General features: G+C 66.9%; 17 protein-coding genes, 1 tRNA gene and 1 pseudogene. 6 read left to right on the top strand and 13 right to left on the bottom strand.

The window, feature by feature from the left end:
* Window positions 1-115 precede the first annotated feature (115 nt).
* The 6 genes from A5732_RS20740 to A5732_RS20715 form a co-directional block, all read right to left on the bottom strand.
* A tRNA-Ile gene (locus tag A5732_RS20740) sits at window positions 116-189 on the bottom strand.
* 139 nt (window positions 190-328) lie between these two features.
* Window positions 329-712, bottom strand: coding sequence for a DUF732 domain-containing protein (locus tag A5732_RS20735; protein ID WP_170880077.1), 384 nt, complete (start codon window positions 710-712; stop codon window positions 329-331).
* A gap of 366 nt (window positions 713-1,078) precedes the next feature.
* Window positions 1,079-1,501, bottom strand: coding sequence for a hypothetical protein (locus A5732_RS20730; RefSeq protein WP_076054083.1), 423 nt, complete (start codon window positions 1,499-1,501; stop codon window positions 1,079-1,081).
* A 409-nt stretch (window positions 1,502-1,910) separates the two neighbouring features.
* Complete coding sequence (locus tag A5732_RS20725) at window positions 1,911-2,768, bottom strand: carboxymuconolactone decarboxylase family protein (RefSeq protein WP_076103171.1); 858 nt, start codon at window positions 2,766-2,768, stop codon at window positions 1,911-1,913.
* A 40-nt stretch (window positions 2,769-2,808) separates the two neighbouring features.
* The gene (locus A5732_RS20720; protein WP_076103174.1) at window positions 2,809-4,182 is read right to left on the bottom strand and encodes a TldD/PmbA family protein; all 1,374 of its coding nucleotides are present in this window, start codon (window positions 4,180-4,182) and stop codon (window positions 2,809-2,811) included.
* Between the two features lie 4 nt (window positions 4,183-4,186).
* Window positions 4,187-5,704 carry a TldD/PmbA family protein gene (locus A5732_RS20715; protein WP_076103173.1) on the bottom strand — a complete coding sequence of 506 codons (1,518 nt, stop codon included), beginning with the start codon at window positions 5,702-5,704 and terminating at the stop codon, window positions 4,187-4,189.
* A 73-nt stretch (window positions 5,705-5,777) separates the two neighbouring features.
* Between A5732_RS20715 and A5732_RS20710 the strand changes: the two genes are divergently transcribed.
* Genes A5732_RS20710 through A5732_RS20700 form a run of 3 tightly spaced genes read left to right on the top strand, consistent with a single transcriptional unit; the run spans window position 5,778 to window position 8,795 of the window.
* Window positions 5,778-6,647 (top strand): carbohydrate ABC transporter permease, encoded by an 870-nt coding sequence (locus A5732_RS20710; protein ID WP_170880078.1) that lies wholly within the window; start codon window positions 5,778-5,780, stop codon window positions 6,645-6,647.
* The gene (locus A5732_RS20705; protein ID WP_076103170.1) at window positions 6,634-7,458 is read left to right on the top strand and encodes a carbohydrate ABC transporter permease; all 825 of its coding nucleotides are present in this window, start codon (window positions 6,634-6,636) and stop codon (window positions 7,456-7,458) included. Before A5732_RS20710 ends, A5732_RS20705 begins: the two co-directional genes overlap by 14 nt.
* A complete protein-coding gene (locus A5732_RS20700) occupies window positions 7,455-8,795 on the top strand; it encodes an extracellular solute-binding protein (protein ID WP_076103169.1) in 1,341 nt (446 codons plus the stop codon). Before A5732_RS20705 ends, A5732_RS20700 begins: the two co-directional genes overlap by 4 nt.
* Before the next feature lie 7 nt (window positions 8,796-8,802).
* On the opposite strand, the gene A5732_RS20695 is transcribed toward A5732_RS20700, so the two are convergent.
* From A5732_RS20695 to ddaH, 3 genes are read right to left on the bottom strand one after another with little or no spacing between them, the layout of a single operon-like run.
* Window positions 8,803-10,257: an amino acid permease gene (locus tag A5732_RS20695; protein ID WP_076103168.1), complete on the bottom strand. Its 1,455-nt coding sequence runs from the start codon at window positions 10,255-10,257 to the stop codon at window positions 8,803-8,805.
* 28 nt (window positions 10,258-10,285) lie between these two features.
* Complete coding sequence (rocD, locus tag A5732_RS20690; RefSeq protein ID WP_076103167.1) at window positions 10,286-11,536, bottom strand: ornithine--oxo-acid transaminase; 1,251 nt, start codon at window positions 11,534-11,536, stop codon at window positions 10,286-10,288.
* Window positions 11,533-12,396, bottom strand: coding sequence for a dimethylargininase (ddaH, locus tag A5732_RS20685; RefSeq protein ID WP_076103166.1), 864 nt, complete (start codon window positions 12,394-12,396; stop codon window positions 11,533-11,535). Before ddaH ends, rocD begins: the two co-directional genes overlap by 4 nt.
* 124 nt (window positions 12,397-12,520) lie before the next feature.
* On the opposite strand from ddaH, the gene A5732_RS20680 reads away from it, so the two are divergent.
* Entirely contained in the window at window positions 12,521-12,967 is a 447-nt protein-coding gene (locus A5732_RS20680; RefSeq protein ID WP_064953807.1) for an Lrp/AsnC family transcriptional regulator, read from the top strand.
* 10 nt (window positions 12,968-12,977) lie between these two features.
* On the opposite strand, the gene A5732_RS20675 is transcribed toward A5732_RS20680, so the two are convergent.
* The 4 genes from A5732_RS20675 to A5732_RS20660 are packed head-to-tail and all read right to left on the bottom strand — an operon-like array spanning window position 12,978 to window position 18,153.
* Entirely contained in the window at window positions 12,978-14,777 is a 1,800-nt protein-coding gene (locus tag A5732_RS20675; RefSeq protein WP_076103165.1) for a sulfatase-like hydrolase/transferase, read from the bottom strand.
* The gene (locus A5732_RS20670) at window positions 14,770-15,231 is read right to left on the bottom strand and encodes an SRPBCC family protein (protein WP_076103164.1); all 462 of its coding nucleotides are present in this window, start codon (window positions 15,229-15,231) and stop codon (window positions 14,770-14,772) included. Before A5732_RS20670 ends, A5732_RS20675 begins: the two co-directional genes overlap by 8 nt.
* A 28-nt stretch (window positions 15,232-15,259) precedes the next feature.
* A complete protein-coding gene (locus A5732_RS20665; RefSeq protein ID WP_076103163.1) occupies window positions 15,260-16,114 on the bottom strand; it encodes an energy-coupling factor transporter transmembrane component T family protein in 855 nt (284 codons plus the stop codon).
* Complete coding sequence (locus tag A5732_RS20660) at window positions 16,111-18,153, bottom strand: ABC transporter ATP-binding protein (RefSeq protein ID WP_216351589.1); 2,043 nt, start codon at window positions 18,151-18,153, stop codon at window positions 16,111-16,113. The genes A5732_RS20665 and A5732_RS20660 overlap by 4 nt, the downstream gene beginning before the upstream one ends.
* A gap of 108 nt (window positions 18,154-18,261) precedes the next feature.
* On the opposite strand from A5732_RS20660, the gene A5732_RS20655 reads away from it, so the two are divergent.
* Both A5732_RS20655 and A5732_RS27390 read left to right on the top strand, forming a co-directional pair.
* Window positions 18,262-18,750, top strand: a complete 489-nt coding sequence (locus A5732_RS20655) for a MarR family winged helix-turn-helix transcriptional regulator (protein ID WP_076054104.1) — start codon at window positions 18,262-18,264, stop codon at window positions 18,748-18,750.
* 132 nt (window positions 18,751-18,882) lie between these two features.
* Window positions 18,883-19,360 (top strand): annotated as a pseudogene (locus A5732_RS27390) (ATP-binding cassette domain-containing protein); the annotation flags it as partial.

The raw sequence follows: 19,360 nt of genomic DNA, 5'->3' as shown, positions 1-19,360 counted from the left end.
ATCTAGGGAGTGTCAAGGATCAACCGAAGTAACTGTCAACCATCAGCCGAAACACTGTCAGGCATCACCCGACATAGCACCGTCAAGCATCAGCCGACGTCATACATTTGGCCGGTGGGGCGGGCGGGGCTCGAACCCGCGACCAACGGATTATGAGTCCGCGGCTCTAACCAACTGAGCTACCGCCCCCGACAGGGATTGTCCGTAAGAAACGGTAGCCGAAGACCGAAGTCAGGGTGCGTCGGGCGGCGCCGCCGCCTCGACCTGAGCCGACATGCACGGTGGGCGCCCCCTATCGGGAGCGCCCACCAGCTCTATGTCCTCACGATCACGCAGGCCCCGGCTGCCCGGCTTGACCCTTGATCTTGGGGATCATCTCCGGCGCGTAGACGAAGATCGCCGACTCAACCTCCCATTCGGCCTGGGCCTGACTCATGGGCGTGGTGCGAGTGATCATGTTGATCAGCTCCTGGCCCTCTCCGTACGGATTGGGGTTGGACCGAACCTGATCGGCGAACCACCGTCCCTCGGCGGCTTCGCTGCAATCATTGAAATCGGCGTTGTGCACCATCTTGTTCTGCGCCAGCAGATTGATGTACTGGTCGTCGGCTGGACTCATGTTGCACGCCGCCGACGCCTGCGGCGCAGACACCACAGCGCCACCGACCATCGCGGCGCCCAGCGCAAGGCCGGCGGCTCCCACCGTCAACATCTGCAAGCGCGATCGTGTCGTTGTCACTTGTCCGGACCCCCTTATCGTGAAATTTGCTACCTTCCCTTTCGCAGCAAAGTTCGGATACCACCGGTGTTAAGCGCGGCAAACGACGATTCCAACAAACAACGCGTGAACAGCGATTAGCTAAAATTACTGTGCGAGAAACTATTCGGGTCTATATCGGTAACGGGTCGGGTCCGATGCGGGTAATGCGGCGCCCTCGCTGGCGCTGCGCATTACGGGTGCCGTTGCCACAGATTCGAGTTAGCTGCCACACGAACACGAAAACGGCCGGAGGGCAAAGCCCTCACGGCCGCTTACGTTATCAGCGCAACAGAATCCGTTGCGCTCCAATTGCTCTCGCTAAGGAGTCGGCCAGTTTGCGTTGGCGGCTTGGTCTTTGATCTTGGGGATCATTTCGGGCGCGTAGACGTAAATCGCCGACTCGACCTCCCACTCCGCCTGCGCCTGAGTCATCGGGGTGGTGTTGGTGATCATGTTGATCAGTTCCTGGCCCTCACCGAACGGGTTGGGGTTGGACCGCACCTGGTCGGCGAACCAACGACCCTCGGCGGCCTCGTGGCAATCGCTGTAGTCGGCATTGTGGACCATCTTGTTCTGCGCCAGCAGCTTGATGTACTGGTCGTCGGCCGGACTCAAATTGCAAGTAGCCGAGGCTAACGGGGCCGACAGCACGGCGCCGCCGAGCATCGAGGCGCCCAGCGCGATGCCGGCAGCCCAGACCGATGACGCTCGAACGCGCGAGCGTGTACGGGTGCTTGTCATTTCCGAACCTCCCTCTGCGCGGGACCACAGTCGCTTCCGACGCAAACTCAAGCTAGAAATCCTGCAACAACTGAAACGGATAGCTATCCGGATCGCGGGCCAACGACGCACGATCCGTGGCCATCCGATTCGGGCCACGCTGCCATCTCGGTACCGTCACATATCTGTTCACATAAGTCTCAGTGACCGCGCTTAAGTTAGCGAATCACCCCCGCACACAGCGGAAACGTACGCTTGCGCGTCCGTGTACGAATGGTTAACATTTCGTGCCCTCGGACCGGTGCGGCAGGTGATTTACCCTCCAACGCGCCGCGCGACAGCCCCTGTCGACAACTGTGGTCGAACGTCGCCGCGGCTACAAACTAAAGCCAGCGCGGCTCGGTGGCCAGCAGGCTCGGGCCCGCGATTGTCAGCTAAATACCGTCTGGCCGTCGGCGTCGAGCAAGTACTGCTCCGTGCCGGTCTCGACGCGGGGCGCGTCGGCGCCCAATGACACGGCGACTTTATTGCTGGCATTTCGCATGATGTCGAAGGTGAGCTCCACGGCCTCGGCCTCGGAGAACCGGGAGCGCACCTCGGCGACATCGTCGGCGACGAGGTGCGCAGGCGTCCAAATTAACGCATCGGCGTAGCGCAGCGCTGCTTTAGCGCGGTCGTCGAGCAAACTCGACGATTCGAAGCGCTCAATCTCCCCGTACAACGTTTCCGAACCGCCGGCATCGAGCGCGCCGCCCTCGCGGAGCGAATTGCACAACCGGCAATTGTGCTGCGCCGCCCCACGCAGCCGAACCAGTTCGGAGGTCACCGGGTCGAGCGCACGCATTCGCGCCACCGCGATTAAAAAGTCGTTGAACACCGGATCCGACGGATCGGTGGTGTGATCCCAGGCAATTGGTTGACCGACCCAACCGAGGTATTGTGCGCCGACGCCGAGCGCTTCCAGTCCGGCCCGCACCCTGGGGACGAAGTCGGCGATGTACATCTGCACGACGACGCCAAAAGTGCGGTCCCCTAGCTGCTTCCACAATCGCGACCGCTGCTCGGCGGTGACCGACGAGACGTCGGCGCTGAATTGTTCGGCGAATTCGGCGACCGCGGCCTCGGCGTCCGATTCCGGCTCGCCGACCTCGACGCTCGCGGGCAGCGGCGGCAGCGACATCGTCTGCGCGCATACCTGGCGAACCAGCGCCGCCAGGCGACCGTCGCCCGGAGCCAACGACACCAACCGAGTGAGCTGGTCTTCTCGAACAGAAACCGGAGCCGCCATCCGTCACACGCTAGAACGCGCGCTGCCCGGCGGCAATGAATTACTGGGCCTGGCTCACCGATGACATGTGGAAGTCGGGTATCCGCAGCGACGGCATCGCCGCGCGGGTGGCCCAATCTCCCCATTCGCGCGGCAGGGTCTTTTCACTGACGCCGGCTTCGGTGGCCCGCCGCAGCAGGTCCAGCGGACTCTCGTTGAACCGGAAGTTGTTGACCGCCGCCGTCACCTGGCCGTCCTCGATGAGGTAGACACCGTCGCGGGTCAGCCCGGTGAACAACAAGGTGGTGGGGTCGACGACGCGGATGTACCACAGCGTGGTCAGCAGCAGGCCGCGCTCGGTGGCCGCGATCATGTCGTCCTGACTGGCCGTCCCGCCGGTCATCACCAGGTTGTCGGCGGCCACCGCGACGTCGACGTCGTATTTGGCGGCGGTGGCGCGCGGATAGGCCAGCGCGTTGATCACTCCCTTGCGGATCCAGTCCACCTGATTGATCTCCGCACCGTTGTCGAACACCGACACCGTCTCCGAGGAACTGCTGACCGCGACGAACGGCGTGCAGGCCAGGCCGGGCGCCATCGGGTCGGAGTAGAGCGTCAGCGGCAGATCGGTGAGCCGCTCCCCCACCCGGGTCCCGCCGCCGGGCGCCGAGAACGCGGTCCGGCCCTCCTGGGCGCCGCGGCCGGCCATCGACCACGCCATGTAGATCATCATGTCGGCCACCGTCGACGGCGGCATGATCGTCTCGTATCGTCCCGCCGGCAACTCGACGCTGCGCTGCGCCCAGCCCAGCCGCGTCGACAGCTGCTCGAGCAGCGAATCGGTTGGCACATCGACGAAGTCGGGTGTCCCGACGCCCGCCCAGGCGCTGGCGTCGCCGCGTTTGGCGTTGATCTCCACCGCCCCGGTGGGCTGGGTGAAACGTCGCCGCAACCCGGTCGACGATGCCAGGAAGGTCGTCGAAACACTATGATGGGCAAAGCCATACAGCCGGTCTTCGCCGCGGAAGCCGCGGGTCAGCGAGTCGGCCACGTCGGAGAAGACCAGCGGCCCGGTGCCGGGCACCGGCGCGTCCCAATCCACCGGCACCCCGGTATCGCTCAGCAGGGGCGCGGCATCGCCGGCCTCCGGCGCCGCGCCGGCCGCCTCCTGCGACGCGGCCACCAGCCCGGGCAGGACCCGCGGGTCGGCCTCGGCGGATACCACCGTGCCGATGCGCGCGCCGGACCCGCGACGCACCACCGAGATCACCGTCACGCTGCGGCTCACCGAAACCCCGTTGGTGGTCATCGAATTGCCCGCCCAACGCAACGTGGCCTCGACCTTGTCGGTGACCAGCACCATGGTCTCGTCGGCGCGGCCGAGCTTGGCCGCCTCATCGAGCACGATGTTGACTACGTGTTGTGCGGTGATCATCGGATCATCGCCCACCCTCGGTGCGGGTGTTGAGCACGTTGACCCCGCGGAACAACGCCGAGGGGCTGCCGTGGCTGACCGCCGCGATCTGTCCGGGCTGGGCCTTGCCGCAATTGAACGCACCACCCAGGCGCCAGGTCGACGCTCCCCCCACCGCCTCCATCGAATTCCAGAATTCGGTCGTGGTGGCCTGATAGGCGACGTCACGCAGCTGACCGTCCAGCCGGCCGTCGCGGATCTGGAAGAAACGCTGGCCGGTGAATTGGAAGTTGTAGCGCTGCATGTCGATTGACCATGACTTGTCGCCGACGATGTAGATGCCGTCCTGGACCCGGCCGATTAAGTCATCGGTGCTGATGTCGTCGGGCGCCGGCTGCAGCGACACGTTGGCCATCCGCTGGATCGGCACATGGTGCGGCGAGTCGGCATACGAGCATCCGTTGGAGCGCGGCTGCCCCAGCCGCCGCGCGAACACCCGGTCGAGCTGGTAGCCGGTGAAGATGCCGTCGCGCACCAGATCCCAGCTTTGGGCGGCCACCCCCTCGTCGTCGTAACCGATGGTGGCCAAACCGAATTCGACGGTACGGTCGGCGGTCACCGTCATCACCGGCGACCCATACCGCATGGTGCCCAGCTTGTCCGGCGTGGCGAACGACGTGCCGGCATAGGCCGCCTCGTAGCCGATCGCGCGGTCGTATTCGGTTGCGTGCCCGATTGATTCATGAATCGTCAGCCAAAGGTTGGTCGGGTCGATCACCAGGTCTTTGGGCCCCGGGACGACGGTGGGCGCCTTGATCTTTTCGGCCAGCAGCGACGGCAGCTGCGCCAGCTCGTCAGTCCAGTTCCACACCTCGTCGCCGGCCAGGACCTCCCAGCCCCGGCCCATCGGCGGCGCCAGCGTGCGCATCGAATCGAAGCTGCCGGCCGCGGGGTCGACCGTCACCGCTTCCAGCGAAGGCAGCACCCGCACCCGCTGCTGGGTGATCGATGATCCGAACGTGTCGGCGTAGAACGTCTGCTCCTTGACGGCGGTGAGGATCGCCGACACGTGGTTGATGCCGTCGGCGCTCAGCAGCCGCCCGGAGTAATCCTCCAGCACGGCGATCTTGTCGGTGGTCGAGATGTCGAACGGGTCGATCCGGTAGTCCGACACCCAGGTCGCGTCCGCGTACACCGGTTCGGGCGCCAGCTCGACGCGCTCGCTGCTCAGCGTCGCCAAAGCGGTGGCCACGTGAACCGCGCGCCGCGCCGTCTCGGCCGCCACCGACGGCACCAGCTCCGCGTGCGAGGCGAATCCCCAGGTGCCGTCGACGATCACTCGCACCGCCAGGCCGACCTCACGATTGATCACCGCGGTCTCCAGCTCGCCGTCGCGCAGCTGGATGATCTCGGTAATGATGCGATGAACCCGCAGGTCGGCGTGCGTCGCCCCGGCCGCCTTGGCCGCCGCGAGCGCAGCTTCGGCCAGGTCGTGGCGCGGCAGGTCCAGGAAGTCGGCATCGATCCCCCGGTTCGGTGTCACGCTTCCACCGTAACGGCCGGTCACCCCAAACCCCGGCGGCGCCCGCTTTAATTAGCCCATGGCCAGCGCGGTGCTGAGGAAACAACCTCGATCCACCGCGCTGGGCTACGCGCTGCTGGCGCCCAGCCTGTTCGGCGTGCTCGCGTTTCTGTTATTGCCCATCCTGGTCGTGCTCTGGCTGAGCCTGTGCCGATGGGACCTGCTCGGCCCCCTGCACTTTGTGGGCCTGTCCAACTGGCGGTCCGTGCTGACCGACGCCGGGTTCGGCAACTCGCTGATCGTCACGGTCATCTTCGTGGCGATCGTGGTGCCGGCGCAGACCGCGCTGGGACTGCTGGCCGCGACCATGCTGGCCCGCCAGCTCCGCGGCACCAATCTGTTTCGCACCCTGTTTGTGCTGCCGTGGATTTGCGCGCCGCTGGCCATCGCGGTGCTGTGGCGCTGGATCCTGGCTCCCACGGACGGCGCCGTGAGCACCGTGCTTGGGCACAGCATCGAGTGGCTCTCGGACCCCAGCTTTGCGTTGCCGCTCGTTTCGGCCGTGGTGGTGTGGACCAACGTCGGCTACGTCTCGTTGTCGTTCCTGGCGGGCCTGCTGGCCATTCCCAATGACATCTACGCTGCCGCGCGCACCGACGGCGCCACCGCGTGGCAGCGGTTCTGGCGCATCACCATGCCCATGCTGCGGCCGACGACCTTCTTTGTGCTGGTGACCGGGATCGTCAGCACGGCACAGGTTTTCGACATGGTGTATGCGCTGACCGGCGGCGGACCCGCCGGCAGCACCGACCTGGTGGCGCATCGCATCTATGCCGAGGCGTTCGGTTCAGCTTCCATCGGCCGGGCGTCGGTGATGGCGGTGGTGCTGTTCGTCATCCTGATCGGCGTCACCCTGGTTCAGCATCTGTACTTCCGGCGGCGGATCAGCTATGACCTCACCTAGTCGGACCGCCAACGTCGTGATTTACGCCGGGCTGTCGCTGGGCGCCTTGATCACGTTGGCGCCGTTCGCACTGGGATTGATGACGTCATTCACCTCGGCGCACCAATTCGTCACGGGCACCCCGTTACAGCTGCCGCGACCACCCACGTTGTCCAATTTCGCCAACCTGGCCGGGGCCGGGTTCGGCCGGGCGGCCGCGGTGACCGCCTTGGTGACGGCGGTGATCCTGGTGGGCCAGTTGACCTTTTCGGTGCTGGCCGGATACGCCTTCGCGCGTCTGCAATTCCCCGGCCGCGACGCGCTGTTCTGGGTGTACATCGCAACGCTGATGGTGCCGGGAACGGTCACGGTGGTGCCGATGTATCTGATGATGGCCCAGCTCGGCCTGCGCAACACGTTCTGGGCGTTGGTGCTGCCGTTCATGTTCGGCTCGCCCTACGCGATCTTCTTGCTGCGCGAGCACTTCCGCATCATCCCGAACGACTTGATCAACGCCGCCCGCCTGGACGGGGCGAACACCCTGGACGTGATCGTGCATGTGGTGATCCCGTCCAGCCGCCCGGTCCTGGCCGCGCTCGCGTTGATCACGGTGGTCTCGCAGTGGAACAACTTCATGTGGCCGTTGGTGATCACCAGCGGACACAAATGGCGGGTGCTCACCGTCGCGACCGCCGACCTGCAGTCGCGGTTCAATTCCCAGTGGACGTTGGTGATGGCGGCGACCACGGTCGCGATCGCCCCGCTGATCGCGCTGTTCGTGGTCTTCCAGCGCCACATCGTCGCGTCGATCGTCGTCTCGGGACTCAAGTGACCCGGCCCCGCTTTTCCACACTGGTCGCGGGATCGGTTGCGCTGGTGGCGGTCCTGCTGGCGGCCATGGCGGTGCTGCTGGATTACTCCGGCCAGCCGCATGGCGGCAAGACGGTCGTCACGGTGCGCGTCTGGGGCGATCAGATCGACGCGGCCTATCGGCAATCCTTCGAAGCCTTCAGCCGCGCGCACCCCGACATCGAGGTGCACCTGAACCTGGTGGCGTACTCGACCTACTTCAACACGCTGCGCACCGACGTGGCCGGCGGCAGCGCCGACGACATCTTCTGGCTGTCCAACGCGTACCTCGCGGCGTATGCCGACAGCGGTCGGCTGCTGAACATCGGCGAAGTGCTCGGGCCCAAGGCGGCCTCGGATTGGGAGCGGCCGGTCGTCGAGCAGTTCACCCGCAACGGAACGCTGTGGGGCGTGCCGCAACTGACCGACGCGGGAATCGCGTTGTACTACAACGCGGACCTTCTCGCCGCAGCCGGCGTCGACGCCGCCCGGCTCAACACCTTGCGGTGGAGCCCCGACGGCGGCGACACGTTGCGTCCCCTGCTGGGCCGGCTCACCGTCGACGCCGACGGAAACCGCGGCGACACACCGCTTTTCGACGCTAGTCGGGTACGGCAGTGGGCGTACAACGCGGCCAACGACCCCCAGGGGATCTACCTGAACTACATCGGATCGGCCGGCGGCGTGTTCCAGCGGGGCGACACTTTCGCGTTCGACAACCCCGCTGCAGTGACGGCGTTTCGGTATCTGGTCGAACTGATCAACCGCGACCATGTCGCACCGCCGGCCGCAGACACCAACGACAACGGAGACTTCTCCCGCAACCAGTTCCTGGCCGGCAGGATGGCGCTCTTTCAGTCCGGCACCTACAACCTGGCGCCGGTGGCCCGCGATGCCCGCTTCCACTGGAGTGTGGCGATGATGCCCGCCGGGCCGGCGGGCCGGGTCAGCGTCACCAACGGCATTGCCGCGGCGGGCAATGCGGCGACGAAGCATCCTGACGCGGTGCGGCAGGTGCTGGCCTGGATGGGCAGCAAGGAGGGCAACGAATACCTGGGGCGTTACGGTGCGGCCATCCCGGCGGTGATCTCGGCCCAACCGGTCTACTTCCAGTATTGGGCCGCGCGGGGTGTCGACGTCACGCCCTTTTTCGCCGTGCTGAACGGTCCGCGCATCGCGGCGCCCGGCGGTGCGGGCTTTGCCGCCGGCAATGACGCCCTGCAGCCGTACTTCGACGAAATGTTCTTGGGCCGCGGCGATGTCGGGGCGACGTTGCAGCGGGCTCAGACCGCGGCTAACACCGCCGCGGCGCGCCAGTAGGGGCCCGTCACCGGGCCTCGTCCGCCGACTGCTCGACCGTCTCGTCGTTGAGCGCGCTGTGGTGGCGACCCCAGACGAAATAGAAGATCAACGCCAGTGACACCCAGCCGCTGAACGCGATCCAGGTGTACCAGTGCAGGCTGGCCAGAATGTAGCCGCAGGCCGCCACCGAAAGGATCGGCGTGACGGGATAACCCGGCACCTTGAATCCCCGCGGCAGGTCGGGCTCGCGCACCCGCAGGACGATCACCCCGACGGAAACAACGACGAACGCGCTGAGCGTGCCGATCGACACCATGTCGGCGAGCTTTTGCAGCGGGATGAACGCGGCCAGAGCCGAGGCGACGATGGCGACGATCACCGTGTTGTTCACCGGCGTCATGGTGCGTGCGTTCACCGTCGCGAACCTGGCGGGCAACAGCCCGTCGCGGCCCATGGCGAACAGGATGCGGGTCAGGCCGTACATGGTGACGAGCGTGACGCTGAAGATCGAAATGACCGCTCCGGCAGCCAGAATCGTGCCGGCCCAGCCGCCGTGCGTGACGTTGTCGAGAATGACGGCCAGCCCGGCTTCCTGCTGGCCGGCGAAGTTCTGCCACGGCTGGGTGCCCAGCGCCGCCACCGCGACGAGGACGTAGACGCCGGTGACGGTCAACAGCGCGCCGATCAGGGCGCGCGGCATGGTTTTCTGCGGATTCTTCACCTCGTCACCCGCGGTGGACACGGCATCGAGGCCGATGTAGGAGAAGAAGATGGTGCCCGCGGCCGAACCGATACCGGAAACTCCGAAGGGCGCGAAGTCGCGGAGATGGCTCGCGTCGAATGCCGTGAAAGCGACGATGGCAAAGACGACCAGTACGCCGAGTTTGATCATCACCATGATGGCGTTGACCTTGGCCGACTCGCTGGCACCTCGGATGAGCAGCAACGCGCACATCACGATCAGCACGACCGCCGGCACGTTCACGTACCCGGGTTGGGCATCCCACGGCGCGGCCGACAAGGCTTGCGGCAGCTGGAATCCCAGGACACTGCTCAGCAGCTTGTTCAGGTAGCCACTCCAGTTGACCGCGACTGCGGCGGTGGCCACCCCGTATTCCAGCAGCAGGCACGCCGCCACGCCCACGGCCACCACCTCACCCAGCGTGGTGTAGGCATACGAATACGACGAGCCCGAAACCGGCACCGCCGAAGCCAATTCGGCGTAGCAGACGGCCGCCAGCCCGGCGGCGATGCCCGCGAGGAGGAAGGAGACGATCACGCCCGGCCCGGCCTCGGGCACCGCCTCAGCCATGACGAAGAAGATGCCGGTGCCGACGGTCGAGCCGACCCCGAACATGGTCAGCTGGAACGTTCCGATGCCACGCTTGAGGTGATCGGCGGTCCCGTGTGCGACGTGCGCGCCCACCACCGGGCGCCGCCGGAGCATCTGCTCTTTCAGGCTGATCGACGTGGCTGGCAAGCGCCCCTCCTGTGGCCGGATCAGCTGATTATGAAGCAGCCTCCCGCAATACCGCAGCAAGCCGGCCGACCGCCCACTCGATCTCCTGGGCGGTGACCACCAAAGGCGGAGCGAAGCGCAGAGTCGAACCGTGGGTGTCTTTCACCAGGACACCGTGGTCGGCGAGCCGCAGGCTGATCTCCTTGCCGGTGCCCAGCGACGGGTCGATGTCGACGCCGGCCCACAGACCCAGGCCCCGTATCTCCTGGACACCGTGGCCGATGAGTTGTCGCAGCCGCCGATGCAGGTGTGCGCCCAGCGCGGTCGCCCGGGCCTGGAATTCGCCGCGCGCCAGCATGGACACCACTGTGGTGCCGATGGCGGCGGCCAGCGGGTTGCCGCCGAAGGTGGAGCCATGCTCGCCGGGGTGCAACACGCCCAGGACGTCGCGGTCGGCCACCACCGCCGACAGCGGCACCACTCCGCCGCCCAGCGCCTTGCCCAGCAGGTAGACGTCGGGGATCACCCGCCATCGATCGCAGGCGAAGGTGTAACCGGTGCGTGCCAGGCCCGACTGGATCTCGTCGGCGATCATCAGCACGTTGTGCTCGCTGCACAGCGCGCGGACCGCGGGCAGGTAGTCGTCGGGCGGCACGATGATCCCGGCCTCGCCCTGGATGGGCTCCAACAGCACTGCGACGGTGTTGTCGTCGATCGCCTGCGCCAGCGCGGCGGCGTCACCGAACGGCACGGAACGGAATCCCGGCGTGAAGGGCCCGAACCCATTTCTCGCGGCGGGATCCGAGGAGAAGCTGACGATGCTGATCGTGCGGCCGTGAAAGTTGTTGTCGGCCACGATGATGTTGGCCTGGTCCGCGGGTACGCCCTTGACGTCGGCGCCCCACTTGCGGGCGACCTTGATGCCGCTTTCGACGGCCTCGGCGCCCGAGTTCATCGGCAGCACCATGTCCTTGTCGCACAGGTAGGCAAGAGCGGCGCAGAAGGGCCCGAGCTTGTCGGAATGAAATGCGCGGCTGACCAGCGTCACGGTGTCGAGTTGCGCATGTGCGGTGGCGGTGATCTCCGGGTTGCGGTGACCGAAGTTCACCGCGGAATAGGCGGACAGGCAATCCAGGTAGCGGCGGCCGTCGATGTCGGTGATCCATGCGCCCTCGGCGCTTGCGGCAACCACCGGGAGCGGCGAATAATTGTGCGCCGCACGCCTTTCCGCCAGTCTGATCGCGGTGTCGATCCGGTTGGCGGTGACCTTCTGCGACGTCTGGGCATCGAGGATCGTCATGGGAATACCTCCAGGGTGCAGCACTTGACGGAACCGCCGCCCTTGAGCAGCTCTGACAAATCGACGCCGATCGGCTCGAAGCCGGCCGCGCGCAGCTGTGCGGCGAAACCCGTTGCCGCGCTGGGAAGCACCACGTGCAGACCGTCGGAGACGACGTTGAGACCCAGCACGTATGCATCGGCCGTGTCGGCGATGATCGCGTCCGGGAACAGCGCGCCCAGCTGCTGCTGGGCGTCGGCGCTGAACGCCGGCGGGTAGAACGCGATGGTGTGATCGTCGAGAACGGCCAGGGCGGTGTCGAGGTGGTAGAAGCGAGGGTCCACCAATTCAAGCGAGATCACCGGCGCGCGCAGCATCGCGGAGATTTCCGCATGCGCACGCCGGTCGGTGCGAAACCCCCAGCCGGCCAACACGATGTCGCCGACCTTCAGCAGGTCGCCTTGCCCTTCGTTGACGTGGCGGGTGTGCACGGGCCGGTAGCCCAGTGACGACATCCACCGGGCATAGGCGCGCGATTCGCCGGCCCGCTCGGCGAAACGGAACCTGGCGACGATCGCTACATCGTGTGCGACGAACCCGCCGTTGGCGGCATAGACCATGTCCGGAAGGCCGGACACGGGCTCGATTACGTCCACGCGATGCCCCAGCCGTACATAGGTCTCACGCAAGCTTTCCCACTGCGCTTGCGCGAGGCCGACATCGACGGGTGCGGTGGTGTCCATCCAGGGGTTGATCGCGTATTCGACCGCGAAGAAGGTCGGCGGCGTCATCGCGTACCGACGGACGCTCGGCCTGCGACCGAGCGTGACGGGCCCGGCCGACCTCGCGGACAGGGGCGCCAGCACATGTTGTTCCGTCATGAATTAACGATATTTAGGGCGTTAGCGTTAATCAAACCGCGCATATTGCGTGTCTAGGATCGATTTATTGCGCTACAGTGCTGAAAGCGTCGATTTGTTGCTTATCGCGCGGAGTGGAGGTCACATGGACCGCTTGGACGAGACCGACGAGCGCATCCTCGCCGAGCTGACCGAGCATGCGCGCGCTACCTTCGCCGAAATCGGCGAGAAGGTGAATCTCTCTGCGCCGGCGGTGAAGCGGCGCGTGGACCGGATGCTAGACAGTGGCGTCATCAAGAGCTTCACCACGGTCATCGACCGCAACGCGCTGGGCTGGAACACCGAGGCTTACGTACAGGTGTTCTGCCATGGCCGGATCGCACCCGATGAGCTGCGAGCGGCCTGGGTGGATATCCCCGAGGTGTTCAGCGCCGCTACGGTCACCGGCACCCCGGATGCGATCCTGCATGTGCTGGCCCGCGACATGCAGCATCTGGAAACGGCCTTGGAGAAAATCCGGTCCAGTGCCGACATCGAACGCAGCGAGAGCATCGTCGTGTTGTCCAACCTGATCGACCGGGTGCGGCCGTAACGCTCGGCGGTCAGCGCCGGCGGAGCAGCCGGGATGGCCGCGGGCATGCCGGTGTCGAGCGGCGAGATGCATACGGCCACGGGTTGTTTCGCTCGGGAACCGAGTTGGCCCGGACGTGTTTGAGTTGGGTGCGCAGATGCTGGCGCAGGTCGTGCAGCAGCGGATCGGTCCAACGGTTCGTGGCTTCGATCGGGTCGGCGGTCAGGTCGTACAGCTCCCACTGGTCGTCGACCGGTGACGTCCGGTAGGCCTCTCCCCCGAGCCCGTTGGCGGCCAGGTGGCGCACGCCGGGTTCGGTCCATGTGCCCGGGTCGTCGAAGGTGCGAACCAGCTTCCACAGATGCCCGCCGCCGCCGGCGGCCGTCTCCTCGTCGACGCGGACGACGAGTCCCTCGAAATTGGATGCGGTGTGAGCGGGCACCCGGATACGCAGTGGCGCAGGCGGATTGATGGTCCGCTTCAGTTGTCGCGCCAAGCCGGAAGCCCCGCTGTCCCCCTCGAGCATGTTGTCGCGGGTCATCAGGTAAACGGCCCGGGTCTCGTCGGCCGCAGCGCCGTCGACGATCGGCATGAGGTTGCGGCCCGGCAGCTCGTGCACTTCGGAGAACGACTGCGCCAGCGTTGCCGCCACCGCCGCCACGTCGATGCCGGCCGCGCCGAGCAACGTCGGGACCAGGTCCACGTGCGAGGTCGGCGCCTCGACCACCCGGCACTGCGTCGTGCGCTGGCCGATGCGCGCGATGACGAACGGCACGCGGGTGGCTTCGTCGTAGAGGTTGAACCACTTCTGGTGTAGCCCGCCGTGAGCCCCGAGGAGATCGCCGTGATCGGCCGTGCGCACCAGCACCGCGTCGCGCGAACCATTTTCGGTGACTGCCCGACGCACCCGGTCGATCGGCCCGTCCGCCTCGGCATGCAATCGGTAGTACAGGTCGCGGTAGCGCTGCGCGTTGCGCTGGTAGGTCCAGTTGATCGCCGGCGCCGGCCCGTACCCGGAGTAATACGCCTCGCGGAAGGCGATCTGGGCGGCGGGCTTGGTGGACAGGTCTTCGTCCGCGGTGGGAGCTGGAGGCACCGGCGGCGGGTCCAGCGGTGACGGCTTGACCGGGCCCCGCCGTGACCACGCCGGAAACAGCACGATGTCATGGGGATTCACGAAGCTGGCCACCAGCAGGAACGGACGCAGCGCGGCCGGGTCTCCGGCGCGACGGCGGGCGTAGCGGTCGGTGAGCCAGGCGACGATTCGATCGGCGATCAATGGGTCGCGGCGAATGCCGGCGTTGGCCAGCGCCGCTCCGTGCGGCTCGGGGCCGACCCAGCCCGAAAAGCCGAACGGCGCAAGGGAATCTGCTTGCAGGTAGCGGCGCACCGCGGCGGGATCGACCGTCCCGTCATCGTCATTGGTGGCCAACGAGCGGCCGGTTGCCGGGTCGATGAGATCGGCATGCGAAATGTGCCACTTGCCGTCATAGTGGGTGTCATACCCGGCGGTGCGAAACCAGTTGCCCAGGGTGGGTACCTCACCCTGGCGCAGCCACCGCATGCGCGAGTCGTCGGCGGTCTTTCCGATGCCGTCGGTCTGGGTTACCCCGTGCAGGTCGGGGTAGTGCCCGGTGAAAATCGTTGGGCGACTGGGCACGCAGGCCAGGGAGCCGGTGTAGTGCCGGGCGAAGCTGACGCCGTGATCGTCAAACCATCTGCGCCCGCCCAGTGTTCGATCGCGCCACGCGAGCACATCGGGCGCCTCGTAGGGTGGCACGGCGCGTTCTTCGTCCGTCATCACGATGACGACGTCGGGGCGGTCAGACACGGCCGTTCTCCAATCGGTTGGCCAGCCCGGCGAGCATCGTGTCGGACTGCCGGGCAAGGAAGCGGCACAGGACGCGTTCGGCCAGCTTGTGGATTGAGCGAGGGCCGATTTCGACGGCGCTGGTCAGCGTGACCCCGGTATCGAGGGGCCGTGCGCTGCCGGCCGGGGCCAGCGTCCAGCGATTGGACACCCTACGCAGGCGCCGGGGCAGGCCATCGATGTCGTAGGCGAGGGCGCGGGGTGGCTCGAATTCGGTGATGCGCTCGACCAGGGCGTCGCGCTTGACCTGGACCCGGCGGGCGGTGCCTACCGGCTGCCCGTTTCGGCCAGTGTGCAGGACGCACGAGTGGTCGACGTTGCCGGCCCACGCGCTGATCGAACCGAAGTCCGCCAAGACATTCCAGATGTCCTCGACGGGAGCCGCGATGATGCGCGTGCGCTGGATTTCGGTCATCTGCTCACGCAGCCGGGCACCGGGTTGCCTAATGGAACAGCACTAGCGAGTCGATCACGACTCCGATGGCGCCGGCCGCGGTGGTGATGCCGAGCGTCACCCAGTCCGCCAGCTTCGGTCGCGCCGGTGCGGCCGCGAGCTGGCCGATGCCGCCCCGGGCGGTGATCGCATCACCCATCTCGTCGGCCCGTCGCAGCGTCACAACGATTGCCGCCGTGAGCAAATCGATCATGTCGCGGGCCTGCTGCCGCCGCCGGGCCCTGCGGTTTCGCGGTTCCTGGTTGGGCCGCAGCCGCCGGGCGGCGTAGAGCACCTGGAATTCTTCGATCAACATCGGGAAGGCGCGCAACGCAAGCGCCAGTGCGACGGCCCATTCGTCGCTCGGGATCCGCAGCCACCGCAGCGGTCGGCCCAAAGCCGCCAGCGCCGGGCCCATTTCGGCGACGTTGGTGGTCCACGACAGCATCGCGCCGAGCCCGATCAACACGATCGACAGCGCGGTGACCCGCACGAAGTGCAAGGTTCCGCCCAGCCCCACATGCACTCCGGCTATCTCGATCACCGGACTACCGGCGCCGAGCGCGGCGGTGATGGCGCCCACCGCGAGCACGATCCATATCCAGCGCCGCGGCGACGGCAACGCGCCGCGGGGAATGTGGGCGAGCCGGGCCGCGGTGATCAGCAAGGCCAACATCAGCCCGACGGTCGCCCAGCCCGGGTAGAACGTCAGGAGTATCGAAACACCCAACACCACCAGCAGTTTGGTGCCGGCCCACAACTCGTGGATCTTCGACGTGCCGGGAACCGGCACCAACAGCACCACCGGGCGGTGCGTGCGCCGGGTGCGGCTCGGTGCCGGCCTGGTTTCCGCGGGTGCGGTCACGACATACCCCCCGCCGCGGTCGACGCCGTTTCCAGCATGCCATCGCGCAGGAACAGCGCTCGCGGGCAGAGCTCCTCGAGCCCGACGATGTCGTGGGAGATCACCACGACCGTCAAGCCTCGTTCCTTGCGCAGGTTCTCCAGCAGCCGCAACAGGCCGCGCTGGCTGCCGATGTCCAATCCTGCCAGCGGCTCGTCGAGCACCAACGCTCGCGGGGAGCGCGCCAGCAGCCCGGCCAGTACCACGCGGCGCATCTGCCCGCCGCTGAGTTGATCGATCCGGCGCTTGCCCATCGCCGGGTCCAGCCCGACCGAGATCAGCGCCTCGGCCACGCGATCGGTGTCGAGGTGCGAAAAGCCCGCTGCGGATGCGACTTCGGCGTCGACATGATCGCGCATCAACTGCAACCGGGCGGACTGGAACGACAGCGCGACCTCGCCCACGTGCTCGTGGGTGGGCTCGCCATCGATCAGGCAGGTGCCGGCGGTCGGGGTCGTCAGGCCGGCCATGATCCACGCCAGCGTCGACTTGCCCGAGCCGTTGCCGCCGTGGATCAACACGCCGTCGCCCTGTTCCACCACAAAGCTGATATCGCGCAGCGCGACCTTGGACCACGGTGTGCCGCTGGCGTATTCGTGACCGACATCGATGAGCTCCAGCACCGGCGTCCGCGAGCTGTGACCGACGGCGGTGGTCTGGGCCGGCGCGGTGGAGGCGTCGCTCGTCACCGTGTTGTCCGGCGAATCACTGAGTTTGATGATGCGGTCGGCGGACGCGGCCTCGTTGTCGTAATGGGTGATGTGCACCAACGCCGTTTGGTGCCGCTTGGCGAGCCCAGAGAGCACGCCCAGCAAGGCATCTCGGCCCTGCTGGTCGACCATGGTGGTGACCTCGTCGGCGATCAGCAGCGCTGGATCCCGCGCCAGCGCGGCCGCGAGCGCGAGGCGCTGCAGTTCCCCGCCGGACAAGCTTCCGGTGTCGCGTTCGGCCAGCCCTTCGAGGCCGACCTCGTGCAGTAACTGGTGGACGTCGATCTCGGCGCCCGGAGGCAATCCCCACACCACGTCGTCGGCGACCCGGGTGCCCAGGACCTGGCTTTTGGGGTGCTGCAACACAATTGCGGTGCCGCCCATCTCGCCGAGTCCCACCGTTCCCGGGCGCTCGACGCTGCCCGCCGTCGGTGCCCGGCCGGCCAAGATCAGCATCAACGTCGTCTTTCCCGAGCCGTTGGCGCCGGTCACCGCGATGTGTTCGCCGGCCTGGACATCGAGACTGATCTCGCTCAGCGCGTCCCGCTCGGCACCGGGGTACCGGAACCGCACCTTGTCCAACCGCACCGGCACCGGCCCCACCGGAATGCCTTGAGCCTGCGTGTCATCGGAGGTGTCCAGCTTGTGGACGTCTGGGATTTTGCGCATCCGCTCCAGGAGGCGGGACAGCGCGGACCAGCTGATGAACGCAACGATGACGACCAACAGGACCATGTAGGGGAAAATCAGCAACGGCCAGTGCTGGATCCCGTTGGCGACGTACCGCTTCAGGCCCGCCCCGACGCCCTGCAGGTGGACCCAATTCAGGAATGCCGCGACGCCATTGGCGTTGGCGGTGATCACGTCGAAGAACAAGTGCCGCAGCCGGGTCAGCACCGCCAGGACCGCGACCCATCCGGCGCCCCAGAGGACTCCGGCGGCCAACGACAACAGGGCGACCGTCGGCAAGCCGCGGCCTTTGCGTTTGACGATGCCGCACAATCCGCCGACCCAGGCGCAGTCGATCAGCATGAACAGGCTGCCCAGCCCGGCGATCAAAAAGGCGATCACCCCGCCGGCCACCGTCGCGGCCATCAGCGCTCGGGGGCGGTAGCGGTAGGCCAACAGTCCCATCGGCACGGTGCCCAGCACGCCGAGTCCCTGAGCGAATGGGATTACCGCGGCCAGGATCTCGATCGCGGCGCACAGGGCCCCCATGACCGCGGCCTGTGCCAACTCATTCGGCCGCAGCGCCCCTTCCTTCGATCGCCGGAAACGCAGCAAGGTCACTTGGGCGATTCTGCCAGCCGGCAGCAGGAGTGTCCGTTGAAGATGGGGTTTTGCGCGGCACGCGTCGGTTTTTGGCCTCGCTTAGCAAACCTATGCAACTATGTGTACATGGACAACGTCGTCGATGCCGCAAATCTCGAGGGAGCGCAGGGACTGGGCGCCGACCTGCTCGCCGTGGTCGCGCGGCTCAACCGCATGGCCACCCAGCGCATCCAGATGCCCTTACCGGCAGCGCAGGCCAGGCTGCTGGCCACCATCGAAGCGCACGGCGAAGCACGCATCGGTGACCTGGCCGCCGTCGACCACTGTTCGCAACCGACGATGACGACGCAGGTACGCCGCCTCGAGGAGGCGGGCCTGGTCACGCGGATGGTCGACCCGGGGGACGCCCGTGCGGTCCGTATCCGCATCACGGCCGAGGGCCGGCGCACGCTCAACGCGGTCCGGGTCGATCGTGCCGCCGCCATCGAACCCCAATTGGCGCTGCTCGACGACGCGGACCGGCAGGTGCTGACGCAAGCCGTCGACGTGTTGCGCGGGCTGCTGGACAACGCCTCGCTTGCCACCCCCCTTGCGGGCCGCCGCAACCCACTGTGAACGGCGCGACGCTGGCGGTTGAAGCTCGGGCAGGGGTAGACACTTAAACGAGCGCGGCGACCGGCGCCTGAGGGCGAGGCAGTCCTGAAGGCGAGACGAAATCGAGCTGACCGGTGACGAAAGGTGGCGGCCATGCCGACCGAGGCTTCGGCCCTTCCGGCCTCGCTGACCGTATGGGCCGGACCGACGCGGTATGTCTTCACTCCGGGCCGCGATGTGCTCGTGGGCTACGGCCCGGGTTGTGACATTCCCCTGGAGCATCTGGGCAATCCCCCGCGACCGCCCCATGCGCCCCGGGTGGATGTGATCCTGCGGTTCACGGGGACTCACTGGGTGGCCATCGATCTGAGCCGCCAGGGCATCTTCGCCGGAGGGTCGCGGGTGTCGAGCCTCGAGATCCGCGACGGCCTGGGGATCAGCATCGGGGATCCCCAGCACGGTCCGCGCCTGGTCTTTCAGACCGCGCCCTCGGCCGCACCTCCCCCGCCCCGGCCCCCGGGGTATCCGCCGCAGGCGCCTCGGATTCCACCCGGCGGGCCGCCGCTCGGCCGTCCGAACGAGCCCGACCCGCGGATTCCCACGCAGAGCGCCACCCAGCGCATGCCCGTGC

Source organism: Mycobacterium colombiense, assembly GCF_001953985.1.
Taxonomy (GTDB): domain Bacteria; phylum Actinomycetota; class Actinomycetes; order Mycobacteriales; family Mycobacteriaceae; genus Mycobacterium; species Mycobacterium colombiense_B.
This window is presented reverse-complemented; position numbering and strand designations above follow the sequence as displayed.